Annotated in this window: 14 protein-coding genes and 1 riboswitch; of the genes, 13 read left to right on the top strand and 1 reads right to left on the bottom strand. The window is 69.3% G+C overall.

Translation table 11 applies throughout. The features are described from left to right. Nucleotides 1-201 precede the first annotated feature (201 nt). The 8 genes from tcuA to cobJ all read left to right on the top strand — a co-directional run bounded on the left by tcuA (nt 202) and on the right by cobJ (nt 9,981). Nucleotides 202-1,554 carry an FAD-dependent tricarballylate dehydrogenase TcuA gene (gene tcuA, locus HNR60_RS06680; protein WP_246432840.1) on the top strand — a complete coding sequence of 451 codons (1,353 nt, stop codon included), beginning with the start codon at nt 202-204 and terminating at the stop codon, nt 1,552-1,554. Continuing rightward, on the top strand, nt 1,541-2,662 hold the full coding sequence (gene tcuB / locus HNR60_RS06675) for a tricarballylate utilization 4Fe-4S protein TcuB (RefSeq protein ID WP_184255673.1): 1,122 nt from the start codon (nt 1,541-1,543) through the stop codon (nt 2,660-2,662). Before tcuA ends, tcuB begins: the two co-directional genes overlap by 14 nt. A gap of 73 nt (nt 2,663-2,735) precedes the next feature. Continuing rightward, a riboswitch (cobalamin riboswitch) is annotated at nt 2,736-2,952 on the top strand. A gap of 179 nt (nt 2,953-3,131) precedes the next feature. Then, nucleotides 3,132-3,497, top strand: a complete 366-nt coding sequence (locus tag HNR60_RS06670) for a DUF1636 domain-containing protein (protein WP_347339314.1) — start codon at nt 3,132-3,134, stop codon at nt 3,495-3,497. 9 nt (nt 3,498-3,506) lie between these two features. Further along, the gene (cobW, locus tag HNR60_RS06665; protein ID WP_184255663.1) at nt 3,507-4,538 is read left to right on the top strand and encodes a cobalamin biosynthesis protein CobW; all 1,032 of its coding nucleotides are present in this window, start codon (nt 3,507-3,509) and stop codon (nt 4,536-4,538) included. Between the two features lie 4 nt (nt 4,539-4,542). Next, nucleotides 4,543-7,869, top strand: coding sequence for a cobaltochelatase subunit CobN (cobN, locus tag HNR60_RS06660; RefSeq protein ID WP_184255661.1), 3,327 nt, complete (start codon nt 4,543-4,545; stop codon nt 7,867-7,869). Continuing rightward, nucleotides 7,866-8,495: a precorrin-8X methylmutase gene (locus HNR60_RS06655; RefSeq protein WP_184255659.1), complete on the top strand. Its 630-nt coding sequence runs from the start codon at nt 7,866-7,868 to the stop codon at nt 8,493-8,495. Before cobN ends, HNR60_RS06655 begins: the two co-directional genes overlap by 4 nt. Continuing rightward, nucleotides 8,492-9,223, top strand: coding sequence for a precorrin-2 C(20)-methyltransferase (locus HNR60_RS06650; RefSeq protein ID WP_184255657.1), 732 nt, complete (start codon nt 8,492-8,494; stop codon nt 9,221-9,223). Before HNR60_RS06655 ends, HNR60_RS06650 begins: the two co-directional genes overlap by 4 nt. Further along, nucleotides 9,220-9,981 carry a precorrin-3B C(17)-methyltransferase gene (gene cobJ / locus HNR60_RS06645; RefSeq protein ID WP_184255654.1) on the top strand — a complete coding sequence of 254 codons (762 nt, stop codon included), beginning with the start codon at nt 9,220-9,222 and terminating at the stop codon, nt 9,979-9,981. Before HNR60_RS06650 ends, cobJ begins: the two co-directional genes overlap by 4 nt. Here the strand turns inward: cobJ and HNR60_RS06640 are convergent. Continuing rightward, a complete protein-coding gene (locus HNR60_RS06640) occupies nt 9,948-10,727 on the bottom strand; it encodes a cobalt-precorrin-6A reductase (protein WP_184255652.1) in 780 nt (259 codons plus the stop codon). The two genes, cobJ and HNR60_RS06640, sit on opposite strands and share 34 nt — an antisense overlap. Here HNR60_RS06640 and cbiE point away from each other — a divergent pair. The 5 genes from cbiE to cobA are packed head-to-tail and all read left to right on the top strand — an operon-like array spanning nt 10,726 to nt 15,181. Continuing rightward, on the top strand, nt 10,726-11,949 hold the full coding sequence (gene cbiE, locus HNR60_RS06635; protein WP_184255650.1) for a precorrin-6y C5,15-methyltransferase (decarboxylating) subunit CbiE: 1,224 nt from the start codon (nt 10,726-10,728) through the stop codon (nt 11,947-11,949). The genes HNR60_RS06640 and cbiE overlap by 2 nt on opposite strands. Further along, nucleotides 11,946-12,332, top strand: a complete 387-nt coding sequence (locus HNR60_RS06630; RefSeq protein WP_184255648.1) for a cobalamin biosynthesis protein — start codon at nt 11,946-11,948, stop codon at nt 12,330-12,332. The genes cbiE and HNR60_RS06630 overlap by 4 nt, the downstream gene beginning before the upstream one ends. Then, nucleotides 12,329-13,108 carry a precorrin-4 C(11)-methyltransferase gene (gene cobM, locus HNR60_RS06625; protein WP_184255645.1) on the top strand — a complete coding sequence of 260 codons (780 nt, stop codon included), beginning with the start codon at nt 12,329-12,331 and terminating at the stop codon, nt 13,106-13,108. Before HNR60_RS06630 ends, cobM begins: the two co-directional genes overlap by 4 nt. Further along, the gene (locus HNR60_RS06620; RefSeq protein WP_184255643.1) at nt 13,101-14,423 is read left to right on the top strand and encodes a cobyrinic acid a,c-diamide synthase CobB; all 1,323 of its coding nucleotides are present in this window, start codon (nt 13,101-13,103) and stop codon (nt 14,421-14,423) included. The genes cobM and HNR60_RS06620 overlap by 8 nt, the downstream gene beginning before the upstream one ends. Next, nucleotides 14,420-15,181, top strand: coding sequence for a uroporphyrinogen-III C-methyltransferase (gene cobA / locus HNR60_RS06615; RefSeq protein WP_184255641.1), 762 nt, complete (start codon nt 14,420-14,422; stop codon nt 15,179-15,181). The genes HNR60_RS06620 and cobA overlap by 4 nt, the downstream gene beginning before the upstream one ends. Nucleotides 15,182-15,245 lie beyond the last annotated feature (64 nt).

The raw sequence follows: 15,245 nt of genomic DNA, 5'->3' as shown, positions 1-15,245 counted from the left end.
GCAAGCCGCCGCATCCGCAGAGTCGTGCGCCAGCCGATAGCACTTTCTCGACGGCTTGAGCAAAGCGGTCGTTGTGCGAGGTGGGAACGGTTGACAAGGCAAGCCCGGCGTTCCTATGAGTGCCCCATCATCCCCCCAAGTGCCACTGGACCGCGGTGCTGACATGATCGACGGACCACGATCATGACCGGCGCCTCGCCCATGCCAACGATCGACGTGCTGGTGGTCGGCGGCGGCAGCGCCGCGCTGTGTGCGGCGATCGCGGCGCGACGCCACGGCGCCACGGTGCGGCTGGTCGAGCAGGCGCCGGTGCATCTGCGCGGCGGCAACAGCCGCCACGCCCGCAACTTCCGCCTGCTGCATGACGAGGCGCATTGGTATGTGCCGGACAGCTACGGCGAAGACGCGTTTCTGCGCGACCTGCACCGCGTCACCGCGGGCGCCACCGACGAGGTTTTGGCACGGTTGCTGATTCGCGGCTCCGCCGACATCGCGCCGTGGCTGCAAGCCAACGGCGTGGCGCTGCAGGATCCGCGCTCAGGGGTGATGCCGCATTCCAAGCGCACCGCGTTCTTTCTCGGCGGCGGCAAGGCGATGATCAACGCGCTCTACGCCACCGCGGCGTCGATCGGCGTCGAAATCGGTTACGACAGCGAAGTGGTGGCGCTGCAACTCGACGATGCGCATTGCGGCGAGGTGGTGATCGCGCGCGGCGGGATCGCCGGACCAATCGTCGCGAAGGCCGTGGTGTTGGCTTGCGGCGGCCATCAGGCCGATCGCGCCTGGTTGCGCGAGAGCTTTGGCGACATCGCCGACGGGCTGGTGATTCGCGGCACGCCTTACGTCACCGGGAGGGTGCTGCGGATGCTGCTCGACGCCGGCGCCAAGCCGGTCGGCGATCCGGCGCAAGCCCACATCGTGGCGGTCGACGCCCGCGGACCGGAAGTCGACGGCGGCATCGTCACCCGGATCACCGCAATCCCCTATGGCATCGTGGTCGATCGCAACGCGAAGCGCTTCCACGACGAAGGCGAGGACGCCCGCAAGACGCATTATGCCCGCTGGGGCGCACGGATCGCGCAGTGTCCGGGCCAGATCGCCTATCTGATCATGGACGCCGCCGGCCGCGCGCGGGCGCTACCGACCGCGCTGCCGCCGATCGAGGCGGACAGCGTCGCAGCGCTTGCCGCTAAACTCGAACTCGATCCGCAGGCGCTATCCGCCACGGTGGCCGGTTTCAACGACGCGGTACGCGAAAGCGGCACCGAAGCATTGGTGCCGCCAAAATCGCACGGCGCGGCCGCGCTCACGACGCCGCCGTTCGCCGCCTACCCGATGCGGCCGGGACTGACCTTCACGCATTTCGGCGTCGCGGTCGATCCGCAGATGCGCGTGCTGACCACCGACGGCCACCTCGAAAATATCTTCGCCGGCGGCATGATCATGGCCGCCAACGTGCTCGGCCGCGGTTATCTCGCCGGCCTTGGCGTCACGCTGTCGGCGGTGTTCGGACGGCTTGCCGGCGAGGAGGCCGCGCGCCATGCCGCCAGATGACCTCACCGACGAGGCCGATCGCGTGCTGCGGATCTGCACCGCCTGCATGTATTGCGACGGGCTGTGCGCGGTGTTTCCGGCGATCGCCGGCAAGCACGATTTCACCCCGAACGATTTGGACTATCTCGCCAACCTCTGCCACAACTGCCGCGGCTGCTGGTACGCCTGCCAATATGCGCCGCCGCATCCCTTCGCGGTCAATTTGCCGAATGCGCTGGCCGAATTGCGCCAGCGCTCCTACGCGGACTACGCCTGGCCGCGTTGGCTCGGCGCCGGCTTTGCCGCCAATGCCGGTGTGGTCACGGCGATCGTCGGCGGCGTCACCACGCTGACGCTGCTGGCGACGGCGCTGCTGGTGCCGGCCGAGGTGCTGTTCGCGGCGCATCGCGGCGCAGGCGCGTTCTACCAGGTGGTGCCGTGGCCGATCATGGCCGGCGCCGCCGCCGCAGCGTTGCTCTGGGCCGTCATCTCGATCGGCGTCAGCGCGATCAGCTATTGGCGGTCGATCGCGCCGCGGGCCTCGCTCGGCGCGACGCTGCGCGCGCTCGTTCCGGCGTTGCGCGATATCGTCACGCTGCGCAATCTCGGCGGCGGCGGCCCGGGCTGCAATGACGCCAGCGAGAAGTTCTCGCAGCAACGCCGCTGGTGCCACCACATCATGGTGGCGGGCTTTCTCGCCAGCGTCGCTTCGACGCTGATCGCGGCGCTGTATCACCACGCCCTTGCGATCGAAGCGCCCTACCCGCTGACCAGCCTGCCGGTGCTGTCGGGCGGCATCGGCGGGGTGGCGATGCTGATCGGCATCGGCGGGCTGTTGCGGCTGGAGCGCCGCGCCGACCGCGCGCCGTCCGCGGCCGCCGAGGTCCGGCTCAACCTCGTGTTCCTGGTGCTGCTGGCGCTGGTGGCGGCAAGCGGCCTCGCGGTGCTGGCGCTGCGCGACACACCGGCGATGGGGCTGACGCTGAGCCTGCATCTCGGCCTGGTGATCGGCAGTTTCGTGGTGCTGCCGGTCAGCAAGGCGGTGCACGGGGTGTATCGATCGATGGCCCTGCTGCGCGCCGCGATCGACCGCGCGGTGCCGCGTCCACGCCGCGGCGGCGAGGAATGATTCGGGCTGGCCACGCTCTCGCCCACCCCACTCTCGCCCAGGTGGAGGATTGACTCCGCGGCGTTTCCGTCTGATTGAATCCACAGCCGACGGTGCCCTGTTCTCGGACAGGGCGAAGAGGGAATACCGGGCGCTGGGTTAAGGGACGTTCCCTTGGGCCAGTGAAGCCGGAGCTGCCCCCGCAACTGTGAGCGGACAGCCTGCACCGAAAACCACTGGGTTTCGACCTGGGAAGGTGGTGCCGGCCATGACCCGCGAGCCAGGAAACCTGCCGTCGCCTGCGCGTTTCGCCATTCCGGGCGGGGATTTCCGGAGTGAAGACGTTGGTCGATCGGAGTGCAGGTCCGCTCGCCGCATGTCTGGGCCCCGCGCGTAGCGCGCCGGCCCACAGCGACGGGCCTTGCGTATGGACGATTCCCTCCGAACCGCCCCCTCCCCGGGACCAAGCCGCGACTCCGTCGAACCGCCGGTGACGCTGCACGTCTGCGTCAGCTGCCTCGCCGGCGAGGACCGCGACGCCAGCCCGCGCGCCGGCGCAAGGCTCTATCAGGCGCTGATCGACACCCAGCAGCGGCAGGACCAGCCGCCCCACGTCCGCATCGCCGCCGCCGAATGCCTGTCGAACTGCAACCGCGGCTGCAGCGCAGCACTCTGCGGCGCCGGGCGCTGGAGCTATGTCTATGGCGATCTCACCGAGGCCGCGGTCGACGACCTCTTGGCCGGCGCCGGACGCTACGCCGCGACCGCCGACGGCCTGGTGCCGTGGCGCGAGCGGCCGACGATCTTCCGCAAGGGCGTGATCGCGCGAATTCCGCCCGCGCCGCAGCCCGCCTAGGAGCAGCCGATGTCGATCGAAAAGATTCCCGTCACCATCATCACCGGCTTTCTCGGCTCCGGAAAGACCACGCTGGTGCGGCACCTGATGCGGAACCCGCAAGGCCGCCGGCTCGCCATCCTGGTCAACGAATTCGGCGACCTTGGCGTCGACGGCGACATCCTGAAGGGCTGCGCCGACGCCAATTGCCCGGAAGACGCCATCGTCGAACTGACCAATGGCTGCCTGTGCTGCACCGTCGCCGACGATTTCGTGCCGACGATTTCCGCGCTGCTGGCGCGCAAAAATCCGCCCGATCACATCCTGATCGAAACCTCCGGTCTGGCGCTGCCGAAGCCGCTGCTGAAGGCGTTCGAATGGCCGGACCTGCGCGCACGCATCACCGTCGACGGCGTGATCGCGGTCACCGATGCGGAGGCCGTTGCCGACGGCCGCTTCGCGCCGGACCTCGCGGCGATCGCACGGCAGCGCGAGCAGGACAGCAGCGTCGGCCACGACACCCCGCTCGGCGAAGTGTTCGAGGATCAGGTCGCCTGCGCCGACATCGTGATCCTCAACAAGGCCGACCTGGTCGATCCGGCGCGGCTGGCCGCAGCCCGCGAAGCCGTACAGGCGGAATCGCCGCGCAACATCCCGATTGTTGAAGCCATCGAGGGCCGGGTCGATCCGCGCATCGTGCTCGGCATCAATGCGGCGGCCGAAGACGATCTTGCGGCGCGGCCGACTCACCACGACAGCCACGACGCCCACGACCACGACGATTTCGAAACCATCGTGGTGACGCTACCGGGCGGCGTCAGCGCCGAGACCATCATTTCCGGGGTCGAGATCATCGCCCGCAGCCACGGCGTGCTGCGCGCCAAGGGATACGTCGCGATCGCCGGCAAGCCGATGCGGCTGCTGGTGCAGGGTGTCGGCTCGCGGGTGCGCGCGCAGTTCGATCGGCCGTGGCGCGCCGACGAACCGCGCACCTCGCACCTGGTGGTGATCGGCGAGCGCGGTCTCGACCGTGATGCGATCACCGCCGTGCTGACCGGGTGATGCAATGCATATTCTGCTGCGCGAACGCCATGGCCTGGAGGAGACCGCGACCGCCGAAGATCTCGGCCAGCCGCCGGCCGACCTCGTGGTGCTGTCGTTCTCCGACAGCGATCTCGGCGGCTTCGCCGCGGCCTGGCGCGGCGCGCAGAGTACGTTGCCGAGCCTGCGGCTGGCCAATCTGCGCCGGCTGATCCATCCGCTGTCGGTCGATCTCTACATCGAAAAGACCTTGAGCGGCGCGCGCGGGATTTTGGTCCGGCTGCTCGGCGGCATCGCTTACTGGCGCTACGGCATCGAGCAGGTCTCGGCGCTCGCGGCCGCAAAAGGCATCGCGCTGGCAATCATTCCCGGCGACGGCCGGCCCGACCCGCGGCTCGACGCGGCGTCGAACCTGCCGCCCTCGACGCTGCGCCGGCTCGCCACGTTGTGCGACAAGGGCGGCCCGGATGCGGCACGCTCCGCGCTGGCGCAACTGGCGTTGGCCTCCGGCCTGCCCGCCCCGCCGCTGCTCGACGGCGCAGCATTGCCGAAGCACGGTTACTACGCGCCAGGCGTCGGCGTTGTCGCCGACGATGCGCTCGATCTCGCGCAAGATGGCACGCCGATCGCGCTTGTGGTGTTCTATCGCGCCTTCCTCGCCGCCGCCGACACTGATCCGGTCGATCGGCTGATCAACGAATTGTCGCGGCGCGGCGTCCGCGCCGTCGGACTGTTTGCAGCCAGTCTGAAGGATCCGGACAGCGATCCCTGGCTGCGCGCCTCGCTCGCGCAGTTCGCGCCTGACGTCATTATCAACGCCACCGCGTTCTCGGCGCGCGGCGAGCACGGCGCGCCGTTCGACGTGGTCGACGCGCCGGTGCTGCAAGTCGCACTCGCCGGCTCGACGCGCGCGGTGTGGGCGGAGTCCGATCGGGGGCTATCGCCGCCGGATCTGGCGATCCATGTCGTGCTGCCGGAAATCGACGGCCGGGTGTTCGCCGGCGTCGCCTCGTTCAAGGAAGCCGAGGCGCCCGATCCCGAACTCGGCTACGCCCGCATCGTGCATTGCGGCGACGACGAGCGGATCAAAGCCATCGTCGCGCGGGCCTGCGGCTGGATCAACCTGCGCCGCACCGCCGACGCCAACAAGCGCCTGGCGCTGGTGCTGTCGTCGTATCCCGGCCGCGACGATCAGGTCGCCCACGCCGTCGGCCTTGACGCTTTGGCGAGCGCGGTCGAAGTGCTGCGGCTGTTGCGCCGGCAGGGTTTTGCCATCGCGGACGAGCCAGAGGATTCCGCCAAGCTGATCGCGCGGCTGAAAACCGAGACGGTGCGCTGGCCGCTGCAGGCCTATCGCGATGCGCTGGCCGGATTTGAGCCGGCGCTAATTGCCGACCTCGCCGCGCAATGGGGCGACGCCGAATCCGATCCGGCCATCGTCGACGGCGATTTCGTGTTCAGGATCGCGCGCTGCGGCCATGCGGTGGTCGCGGTGCAGCCCGACCGCGGCCAGAAGCGCGATCGCGCCGCCGAGTATCACGATCCGCGCCGCGCGCCGCGGCATTCCTACGTCGCGTTCTATCTGTGGCTGCGCCACGCCGCGCGTTGCGACGCGCTGATCCATATGGGCGCGCATGGCACGCTGGAATGGCTGCCCGGCAAATCGGTGGCGCTGTCGCAGGCCTGCTGGTCGGATGCGCTGCTCGGCGCGACGCCGCTGATCTATCCGTTCATCGTCAACGATCCCGGCGAAGCCGCGGCTGCCAAGCGCCGGCTCGGCGCCGTCACCATCGGCCATATGACGCCGCCGATCAGCGCCGGCAAATTGCCACCGGGGCTGCACGCGATCGAGCGGCTGCTCGACGAATATTCGCTGGCCGAAGGCCTCGACCCGCGCCGTCGCGAGCGGCTGGCCTCGAGTATCATCGACAGCGCGCGCGAAACTGGGCTCGACCGCGACAGCGGCTTGACCAGCGAGATGACGCCGCGCGAGGCGGTGGTGCGGCTCGATTCCTTCGTCTGCGACGTCAAGACCACGCTGGTCGCCGACGGCCTGCACGTGTTCGGCCGCGCGCCCGAAGCCGGCGATGAGCTAACCATGCCGTTCGCGCATTGCGCCGCCGGCGAACGCGCCGCACTCCTCGCCGCGCTGGACGGCCGCCGCGTGCCGCCGGGCCCCTCCGGTTCGCCGTGGCGCGGCCGACGCGACGTGCTGCCCACCGGGCGCAACCTGTTCACCGTCGATCCGCGCGCGGTGCCGAGCCGCAACGCCGCCGACCAGGGCACACTTCTCGCCGAAGCGCTGCTGACGCGGCATCTGCAGGACCACGGCGACTACCCGCGCAACGTCATGCTCGACCTCTGGGGCTCGGCGACGATGCGCACCGCCGGCGAGGAATTCGCCATGGCGCTGCGGCTGATCGGCGTGGCGCCGGAATGGGACCAAACCTCGACCCGCGTCACCGGCTTCGACATCATCCCGCTGCCGATGCTGGGGCGACCGCGCATCGACGTCACGCTACGCATCTCGGGGCTGTTCCGCGACGTGTTCCAGAACCTGCCGCTGTTGTTCGAGCAAGCGGTGGCGGCATTGGCGCTGCGCGACGAGCCCGACGAGGAAAACCCTTATCGCCGCAACGAAGGCCCGCGGGTGTTCGGTCCGGCGCCGGGCGCTTACGGCGCCGGCGTGGTCGAGACAGTGACCGAGCTGACACCGCAGACGATCATTGATGCCGGAGAGGCCTGGCTGGCGGCGAGCGGCTTCGCCTATGGCGGGGCGCAGGACGGCGCCGTGGCGCGCGCGGCGCTGGAGCATCGCACGCGCGCCGCCGACGCCTTCGTCCACACCCAGGACCTGCCGGAGACCGATCTGCTCGCCGCACCCGACTACGCCGCGCACGAGGCCGGCTTCGCCGCCGCGGCGCGCAAGCTCGGCGGCGCTGCGCCGACGATGTATCACGCCGACTCCGCAAGGCTGGATGCGCCGAAGATGCGCACGCTGAACGAGGAGATCGCCCGCGTGGTGCGCGGCCGGGCCGCCAATCCGCGCTGGATCGAAGGCCAGATGCGCCACGGTTTTCGTGGCGCGGCGGAGATCGCCTCGACGCTGGACCAGATGGCGCTGTTCGCACATCTCGCCGGCGCGGTGCCAAGCGCGCATTTCGACCTCTACTACGACGCCACGCTCGGCTGCGACGCGGTGCGCGATTTCATCGAGCAGGCCAATCCGGAAGCCGCGGCGGCGATGCGGCAGCGCTTCCAGCAAGTGCTCGACGCCGGCTACTGGACGACGCGGCGCAACTCGGCGATCGAGACCATCGCGACACCCTCTCAGACCGAGGCTGCCTCATGAACTACGCCTACGAGAAGAATGGTGCGGCGATCTATGCGCGATCCTTCGCGATCATCCGCGCCGAAGCCAGGCTCGCGCGCTTCGACCCCGCCGACGAAAAGGTCGCGGTGCGGATCATCCACGCCAGCGGCATGGTCGAGGTGGCCGACGATATCGTGTTCACGGAAGGCTTCAGCGATGCGGGGCGTGCGGCGTTACGCGTGGGCGCGCCGATCTTCTGCGACGCCCAGATGGTCGCCAACGGCATCACCCGGGCGCGGCTGCCGGCCGACAACGAGGTGATCTGCACGCTGGCCGATCCGCGGGTGTCGGCGCTGGCTGCGCAGCTCGGCACGACCCGCAGCGCCGCAGCGATGGAGTTGTGGCGAGAACGGCTCGCGGGCTCGCTGGTGGTGATCGGCAACGCGCCGACCGCGCTGTTTCGCCTGCTGGAGATGTTGCAGGAGCCGGGCCTAGCACCGCCCGCCGCGATTATCGGCATTCCGGTCGGCTTCGTCGGCGCCGCGGAATCCAAGGAAGCGCTGATGGAGAGCAACGTCGCACCGAGCCTGATCGTGCGTGGCCGGCGCGGCGGCAGCGCGATGGCGGCGGCCGCAGTCAACGCGCTGGCGAGTGAGGTCGAATGAACAGCGCAGTCACCATCTATGGCGTGGGACTTGGCCCCGGCGATCCGGATCTCATGAGCGTCAAGGCGGCGCGGCTGATCGGCAATGCGCGGGTGATCGCGCATTTCCGCAAGCCCGGCCGTGCCGGCAACGCGCGCACGCTGGTCGAGGGACTTTTGGCGCCCGGCGTGATCGAAGTCGCGATGGAATATCCGGTGACGACCGAGATCGCGCTCGACGATCCCGCCTATAACGACAGCCTGCGCGAGTTCTACGACGACTGCGTGCAGCGACTGTTAGTTCATGCCGCGCAAGGCCGCGATGTTGCCGTGCTGTGCGAGGGCGACCCGTTCCTCTACGGTTCGTTCATGCATCTGCACAGCCGGCTGGCCGGCAAAGCCAACGTCGTGGTGGTGCCGGGAATTTCCGGGATGTCCGGCTGTTGGACCGCCAGCGACCGACCGATCACCTTCGGCGACGACGTTTTGTCGGTGGTGCCGGCGACACTGGACGAGCCTTCCTTGCGCGAGCGATTTCGCGATATCGACGCGCTGGTGGTGATGAAGCTCGGCCGCAATCTGCCCAAGGTGCGCCGCGCGCTTAAGGCCGCCGGGCTGATCGAGCGCGCGGTCTATGTCGAGCGCGGCACCATGGCGGCGCAGAAGGTGATGCGGCTCGCTGACAAGACCGACGACGAGGCGCCCTACTTCTCGGTGATCCTGGTGCACGGCCAAGGACGACGGCCATGAGCGGTTCGCTGATCATCGCCGGCCTCGGCCCGGGTGCTGCGGAACTGATCACCCCGGAAGTCACCGCGGCGCTGAACGAGGCCACCGATCTGATCGGCTACGCGCCTTATGTCGCGCGGGTGACTGAACGAGAAGGTCTCACCCGCCACGGCTCCGACAATCGCGAAGAGCTCGACCGCGCCGGCCACGCACTGCGGCTCGCCGCAGCGGGCAAGCGCGTCGTGGTGGTGTCGTCGGGCGATCCCGGGGTGTTCGCGATGGCGGCGGCGGTGTTCGAGGCGGTCGATGCCGGCGATTCGTCGTGGCGCGAGCTTGATATCAAAGTGCTGCCCGGCATCAGCGCGATGTTTGCCGCTGCTGCACGGATCGGCGCGCCGCTCGGACATGATTTCTGCGCGATCAATCTGTCGGACAATCTCAAACCCTGGGAGCTGGTCGAGCGCCGGCTGCGGCTCGCCGCGCAGGCCGGTTTCGTCATCGCGCTGTACAACCCGCTATCGAAGGCGCGGCCCTGGCAACTCGGCCGCGCGCTCGACCTGCTGCGCGAAGAACTGCCGGGCCATGTGCCGGTGATCTTCGCCAGCGCCATCAGCGATGCGCGCGAAGCGATCGACACCGTACCGCTCGCAGAGGCTGTGGCCGAGCGCGCCGATATGCGCACGCTGGTGATGATCGGCTCGACGCAGACCAGGCTGATCGAACGCGTCAACGCCAAGCCGTTCGTCTATACGCCGCGGTCGGTCGGAGTATCCTCGTGACCGAGCCAGCGCATCACTTCAGCAACGGATTCGACGCAGGCCCGCGCCGGCACCAACGGCCGCCGCACCATCAGCACCGGCAGCGCCAGATCGCGCGCCGCCTCGATCTTGGCCGAGGCGGCGTCGCCGCCAGCGTTCTTCGCCACCACGATGTCGGCGCGAAACGCCGTCAGCATGGCGCGGTCGGCGGCGCGATCGAACGGTCCGCGCGCCACGATCACTTGCGCTTTCGGCAAAGGCAGTGGTTGGCGCGGCGGATCGACCAGCCGCACCAGATATGCGTGCTGCGGATAGGCGGCGAATATATTGAGATGCATGCGGCCGATGCCGAGAAACACGCGGCGCGGCGCGTTGCCCAAGGCAACGGCGGCGGCACCGAGATCATCGACTTCGATCCAGTGATCGCCGCTTTGCCGCTGCCACGGCGCGCGCTCAAGCGCGAGCAGCGGCACGGCCGCCCGCTCGCAGGCCGCGACCGCGTGCACGCTCATTTGCGCAGCGAACGGATGCGTGGCATCGACCACGCGGTCGATGGCCTCACTGCGCAAATAATCCACCAATCCGTCGACGCCGCCGAAGCCGCCGACGCGCCAGGGAATCGGCGGCGGCGTCGGATTGTCGGTGCGGCCCGCATAGGACAGCACCGCGTCGATCTCGGCAGCATTGGCCAGCGCCCGCGCCAGACGGTTGGCGTCGACGGTGCCGCCGAGAATCAGCACGCGCGATTTGGTCGTGGAGGCGTTCATGACCGCAAGCGATGACACGGCGACGCCCTGGCTGTCCATTGTCGGAATTGGCGAGGACGGGCTCGACGGGCTCTCGACAGCGGCGCGCGCGCTGCTGGTGAATGCCGAGCTGATCGTCGGCGGGCCGCGGCATCTGGCACTGGTGGCATCGCTCGGCAAGCCGACGCAGGCGTGGGAAATTCCATTTGCTGGCTCGATGCCGAAACTGCTCGCGCATCGCGGCCAGCGCGTGGTCGCGCTGTGTTCCGGCGATCCGTACTGGTACGGCGCGGGCTCGGTGATCGCCGACGCCGTGCCGGCCGCGGAGACTTATGCGGTGCCGGCGCCGTCGACTTTCGGCTTCGCCGCAGCGCGGCTGCGCTGGCGGCTCGAAGAAACAACAACGCTCGGGCTGCATGCCCGGCCGCTCGACTGGCTGCGCCCGCATTTGCGGGGCGGCGCGCGCGTGATCGTGCTGGCGCGCGACGGCGCCGCGCCGGCAAAGATCGCGGCGTATCTAACCGGCTTGGGATTTGGGCCGTCGCGGCTGACCGTGCTGGAAGCGCTCGGCGGCCCCCGCGAGCGGATCCGCGAGACCATCGCCGACGACTTTGCGCTCGATGATATTCAGTCACCCGTCGCCGTTGCGATCGAAGCGATTGCCACGCCCAGCGCGCTGATCCTGCCGCGCACAGCCGGGCTGCCCGATGACTTATTCCAGCACGACGGCCAACTCACCAAACGCGAGATCCGCGCGATAACGCTGTCGACGTTGGCGCCGCGCGGCGGCGAATTGTTGTGGGATATCGGCGCGGGCTCCGGCTCGATCGGCATCGAATGGCTGCTGGCCCACCCAACCAATTGGGCGATCGGCATCGAGCCGCGCGAGGACCGCCTCGCCAACGCCCGCTTCAACGCCGCTTCGCTCGGCGTGCCGCATCTTGATCTGCGGCTGGGATCGGCGCCCGAGGCGTTGCAGGATCTGCCGACGCCCGATGCAATCTTCATCGGCGGCGGCGCCAGCCGCGACGGCGTGCTCGACGCGGTGTGGCAGGCATTGCCGGCGGGTGGACGCTTAGTGGTGAATGCGGTGACACTGGAGACCGAGGCCGAGCTGATCGCCCGGCAGGCGCGGCACGGCGGCAGCTTGCTGCGACTTTCGGTGGAGCGCGCAGGCCCCGTCGGCGGCATGACCGGCTGGCGCGCGGCGATGCCGGTGGTGCAATGGAGCGTGGTGAAATGAGCCGGCTGGTGATCGGGCTGGGATTTCGCGACGCCGCCCCCGCGGCGTCGATCGGCGAGGTAGTCGCAGCCGCGCGGGCGCAGGGCGGCGACGCCTGCGCCATCGCCGTGCCGGACGACAAGGCGAGCCATGCGGCGCTGCGGGCGGCAGCGGACGCGGCGCGCTTGCCGATCGAAACTATCAGCGCCGAGGCTATGCGTTGCGCCGATGCGAACATCGCAACGCGCTCCGCAACCATCGCAAAACATCGCGGCGTCGGCAGCGTCTGCGAGGCTGCGGCATTGGCCGCCGCAGGCCCCGGCGCCCGCCTCGTGGTCAGCCGCATCGTCTCGGCCGATCGCAGCGCCACCGCCGCCGCGGCACTCAGCAAGGAGTCCACATGACCGTGCATTTCATCGGCGCCGGCCCCGGCGCGCCGGACCTGATCACGGTGCGCGGACAGAATCTGGTCGCGCGCTGTCCGGTGTGTCTGTTCGCGGGCTCCCTGGTGCCGCGCGAGATCGTGGCACTCTGCCCGCCGGACGCGCGGGTGATCGACACCGCGCCGCTCGACCTCGACGCCATCGTCGCCGAATTCGTCGCCGCGCACGACGCCAGCCTCGACGTGGCGCGACTGCACTCCGGCGATCTGTCGGTGTGGAGCGCGATGGGCGAGCAGATCCGGCGGCTCGACGCGCTCGGCATTCCCTACAGCGTGACGCCCGGCGTGCCGTCGTTTGCCGCCGCCGCCGCCGTGCTCGGCCGCGAACTGACGCTGCCCGGCGTGGCGCAGACCGTGGTGCTGACGCGAACCTCAGGCCGCGCCTCGGCGATGCCGTCGCGTGAAAACCTCGCCGCCTATGCGGCAACTGGTGCTACGCTCGCGATCCATCTGTCGATCCATGTCCTTGATGAAGTCGTAGCAACGCTGCTGCCACATTACGGCGCGGACGGCGCGATCGCCGTGGTGGTGCGCGCCAGCTGGCCGGAACAGATCGTGCTGCGCGGGACGCTGTCGACCATCGCCGATAAAGTGCGCGATGCAGCGATCGAGCGCACCGCGCTGATCCTGGTCGGGCCGGCGCTTGCGGCGGAGGATTTTTCCGACAGCGCTTTGTATTCGACGGATTACGATCGCAGGTTTCGTCCCAATTCGCAGACCGGGCTGATCCGTGAGTAATCCCCCTGGCCTGCTGATTGCCGCGCCGGCGACGCGCAGCGGCAAGACCACGCTGACGCTGGCGCTGCTCGCCGCATTGCGTAGGCGCGGCCGCGTGGTGCAACCCTACAAATGCGGTCCGGACTATATCGATCCGGCGTTTCACGCCGCGGCCGCCGGGCGCGCATCGTATAATTTGGATTCCTGGGCGCTCGGCCGCGGCCGCTTCGACGAACTGCTCGATCAAGCCGCCGACGCCGATCTGTGCCTCGCCGAAGGCGTGATGGGATTGTTCGACGGCGTCGCCACGCATGGCGCCTGGGGCAACGGCTCCAGCGCCGATATCGCGGCTGCCACCGGCTGGCCGGTGGTGCTGGTGCTCGACGTCTCGGGCCAAGCGCAATCCGCCGCCGCCGTGGCGCTCGGCTTTGCGCGCTATCGCCACGACGTCACCATCGCCGGCGTGATCCTCAACAAGGTGGCGAGCGAACGGCACGCTGCGCTGGTACGCGACGGCTTCGCCAAGCACGACATCACGGTGTTCGGCGCGGTCGCGCGCGATGCCTCGCTGACCATGCCGGAGCGGCATCTCGGCCTGGTGCAGGCGCAAGAAGATGTCGCGCTCGCCGCACGGCTCACCGCGCTGGCCGATCTGGTCGAGCGTGACGTCGATCTCGACTCGCTGGAAGCGGCGGCGCGCCCAACGCTGCGCTTGCCACAGCCCGCATCGCCCACCGCCCCACCCGGTCAACGCATCGCGCTGGCGCGCGACGACGCGTTCTCCTTCGTCTATCCGCATCTGTTGGCCGGCTGGCGCGCGGCGGGCGCCGAGGTCGTGCCGTTCTCGCCGCTCGCAGATGACGCGCCCGATCCGTCCTGCGACGTCGCCTGGCTGCCGGGCGGCTATCCGGAACTACACGCCGGCAAACTCGCCGCGGCGACGCGCTTCGCCGAGGGTCTTCGCGACTTCGCGCAGACCAAGCCGGTGCATGGCGAGTGCGGCGGCTACATGACGCTGGGAGCCGGACTGATCGACGCCGCAGGCCACCGACACGCCATGCTCGGGCTGCTCGGTCTCGAAACCGATTTCGCACAGCGCAGGCTGCATCTCGGCTATCGCTCGGCGACGCTGCTGGCGCCGATCCCCGGGCACGCCGCGGGCAGCACGCTGCGCGGCCACGAATTCCACTATGCGCGGGTGATCGCGCAACCCGACCCGCCGCTCGCTGCGATCTGCGATGCCTCCGGTGTGGCGACGGCCGAGACCGGCAGCCGCCGCGGCCACGTCACCGGCAGCTTTTTCCACATCGTCGATGTGGCCGAGGACACACCATGAACTCCGCTCCCTCTTCCGATGGCACAGGCCACATCGCGCTGGTCGGCGCCGGCCCCGGCGACGTCGATCTGTTGACGCTGCGCGCGGTGGAGCGGCTGCGCGCCGCCGACGTGATCCTGTACGACGACCTCGCCGGCGACGCGCTGCTGTCGTATGCGCGGGAGGACGCCGAACTGATCGCGGTCGGCAAACGCGCCGGGCATCCGTCGCCGAAGCAGGACGAAGTCAATCGGCTGATGATCAGCTATGCCAAGCTCGGCAAGCGCGTCGTGCGGGTCAAGGCCGGCGATCCGGCGATCTTCGCCCGCGCCGATGAAGAGATTTGCGCGGCGCGCGCCGCCGGCGTGCCGATCGAGATCGTGCCCGGCATCACCACCGCGACCGCCGCAGCGGCGTTTCTCGGCACCTCGCTGACCAAGCGCCTGGTGGCGCGCCGGGTGCAGATGGTCACCGGCCACGATGTCGACGGCGCGTTGCCGTCGGACCTCGATCTTGCGGCGCTGGCCGATCCCGGCGCCACCACCTGCGTATTCATGGGCAAGGCCACCTTCCCGGCGCTGGCGCAGAAGCTGATCGCGAAGGGGCTATCGGCGGAGACACCGACCGTGGTGGTGGAAAGCCTCGGCACGCCGGCGACGCAAGTGATCGCCGGCTCACTGAGCGAGATCGCCGCGCGGCTCGCGGCGGCAAAACCGCAGGGGCCGTGCATGATCCTCTACGGCGCGGCGCTGGCGGGCGTCGGACGCGAAATTGCGTGAGCCTGTGAGGCTGACTCCAAAAACAACTACTGAAATCGGGCGTTCAACCCGTCATTGCGAAGAC

Source organism: Rhodopseudomonas rhenobacensis (assembly GCF_014203125.1).
In the GTDB taxonomy this organism is placed as follows: domain Bacteria; phylum Pseudomonadota; class Alphaproteobacteria; order Rhizobiales; family Xanthobacteraceae; genus Rhodopseudomonas_A; species Rhodopseudomonas_A rhenobacensis.
Note: the sequence above shows the minus strand (reverse complement) of the source record. Positions and strands in the feature narration are given on the sequence as shown.

Excerpts from the sequence above, each read along its gene's own strand:
- tcuA (WP_246432840.1), top strand. The coding sequence starts at position 202 with ATGCCAACGATCGACGTGCTGGTGGTCGGCGGCGGCAGCGCCGCGCTG.
- tcuB (WP_184255673.1), top strand. The coding sequence starts at position 1,541 with ATGCCGCCAGATGACCTCACCGACGAGGCCGATCGCGTGCTGCGGATC.
- cobW (WP_184255663.1), top strand. The coding sequence starts at position 3,507 with ATGTCGATCGAAAAGATTCCCGTCACCATCATCACCGGCTTTCTCGGC.
- cobN (WP_184255661.1), top strand. The coding sequence starts at position 4,543 with ATGCATATTCTGCTGCGCGAACGCCATGGCCTGGAGGAGACCGCGACC.
- HNR60_RS06655 (WP_184255659.1), top strand. The coding sequence starts at position 7,866 with ATGAACTACGCCTACGAGAAGAATGGTGCGGCGATCTATGCGCGATCC.
- HNR60_RS06650 (WP_184255657.1), top strand. The coding sequence starts at position 8,492 with ATGAACAGCGCAGTCACCATCTATGGCGTGGGACTTGGCCCCGGCGAT.
- cobJ (WP_184255654.1), top strand. The coding sequence starts at position 9,220 with ATGAGCGGTTCGCTGATCATCGCCGGCCTCGGCCCGGGTGCTGCGGAA.
- cbiE (WP_184255650.1), top strand. The coding sequence starts at position 10,726 with ATGACCGCAAGCGATGACACGGCGACGCCCTGGCTGTCCATTGTCGGA.
- HNR60_RS06640 (WP_184255652.1), bottom strand. The coding sequence starts at position 10,727 with ATGAACGCCTCCACGACCAAATCGCGCGTGCTGATTCTCGGCGGCACC.
- HNR60_RS06630 (WP_184255648.1), top strand. The coding sequence starts at position 11,946 with ATGAGCCGGCTGGTGATCGGGCTGGGATTTCGCGACGCCGCCCCCGCG.
- cobM (WP_184255645.1), top strand. The coding sequence starts at position 12,329 with ATGACCGTGCATTTCATCGGCGCCGGCCCCGGCGCGCCGGACCTGATC.
- cobA (WP_184255641.1), top strand. The coding sequence starts at position 14,420 with ATGAACTCCGCTCCCTCTTCCGATGGCACAGGCCACATCGCGCTGGTC.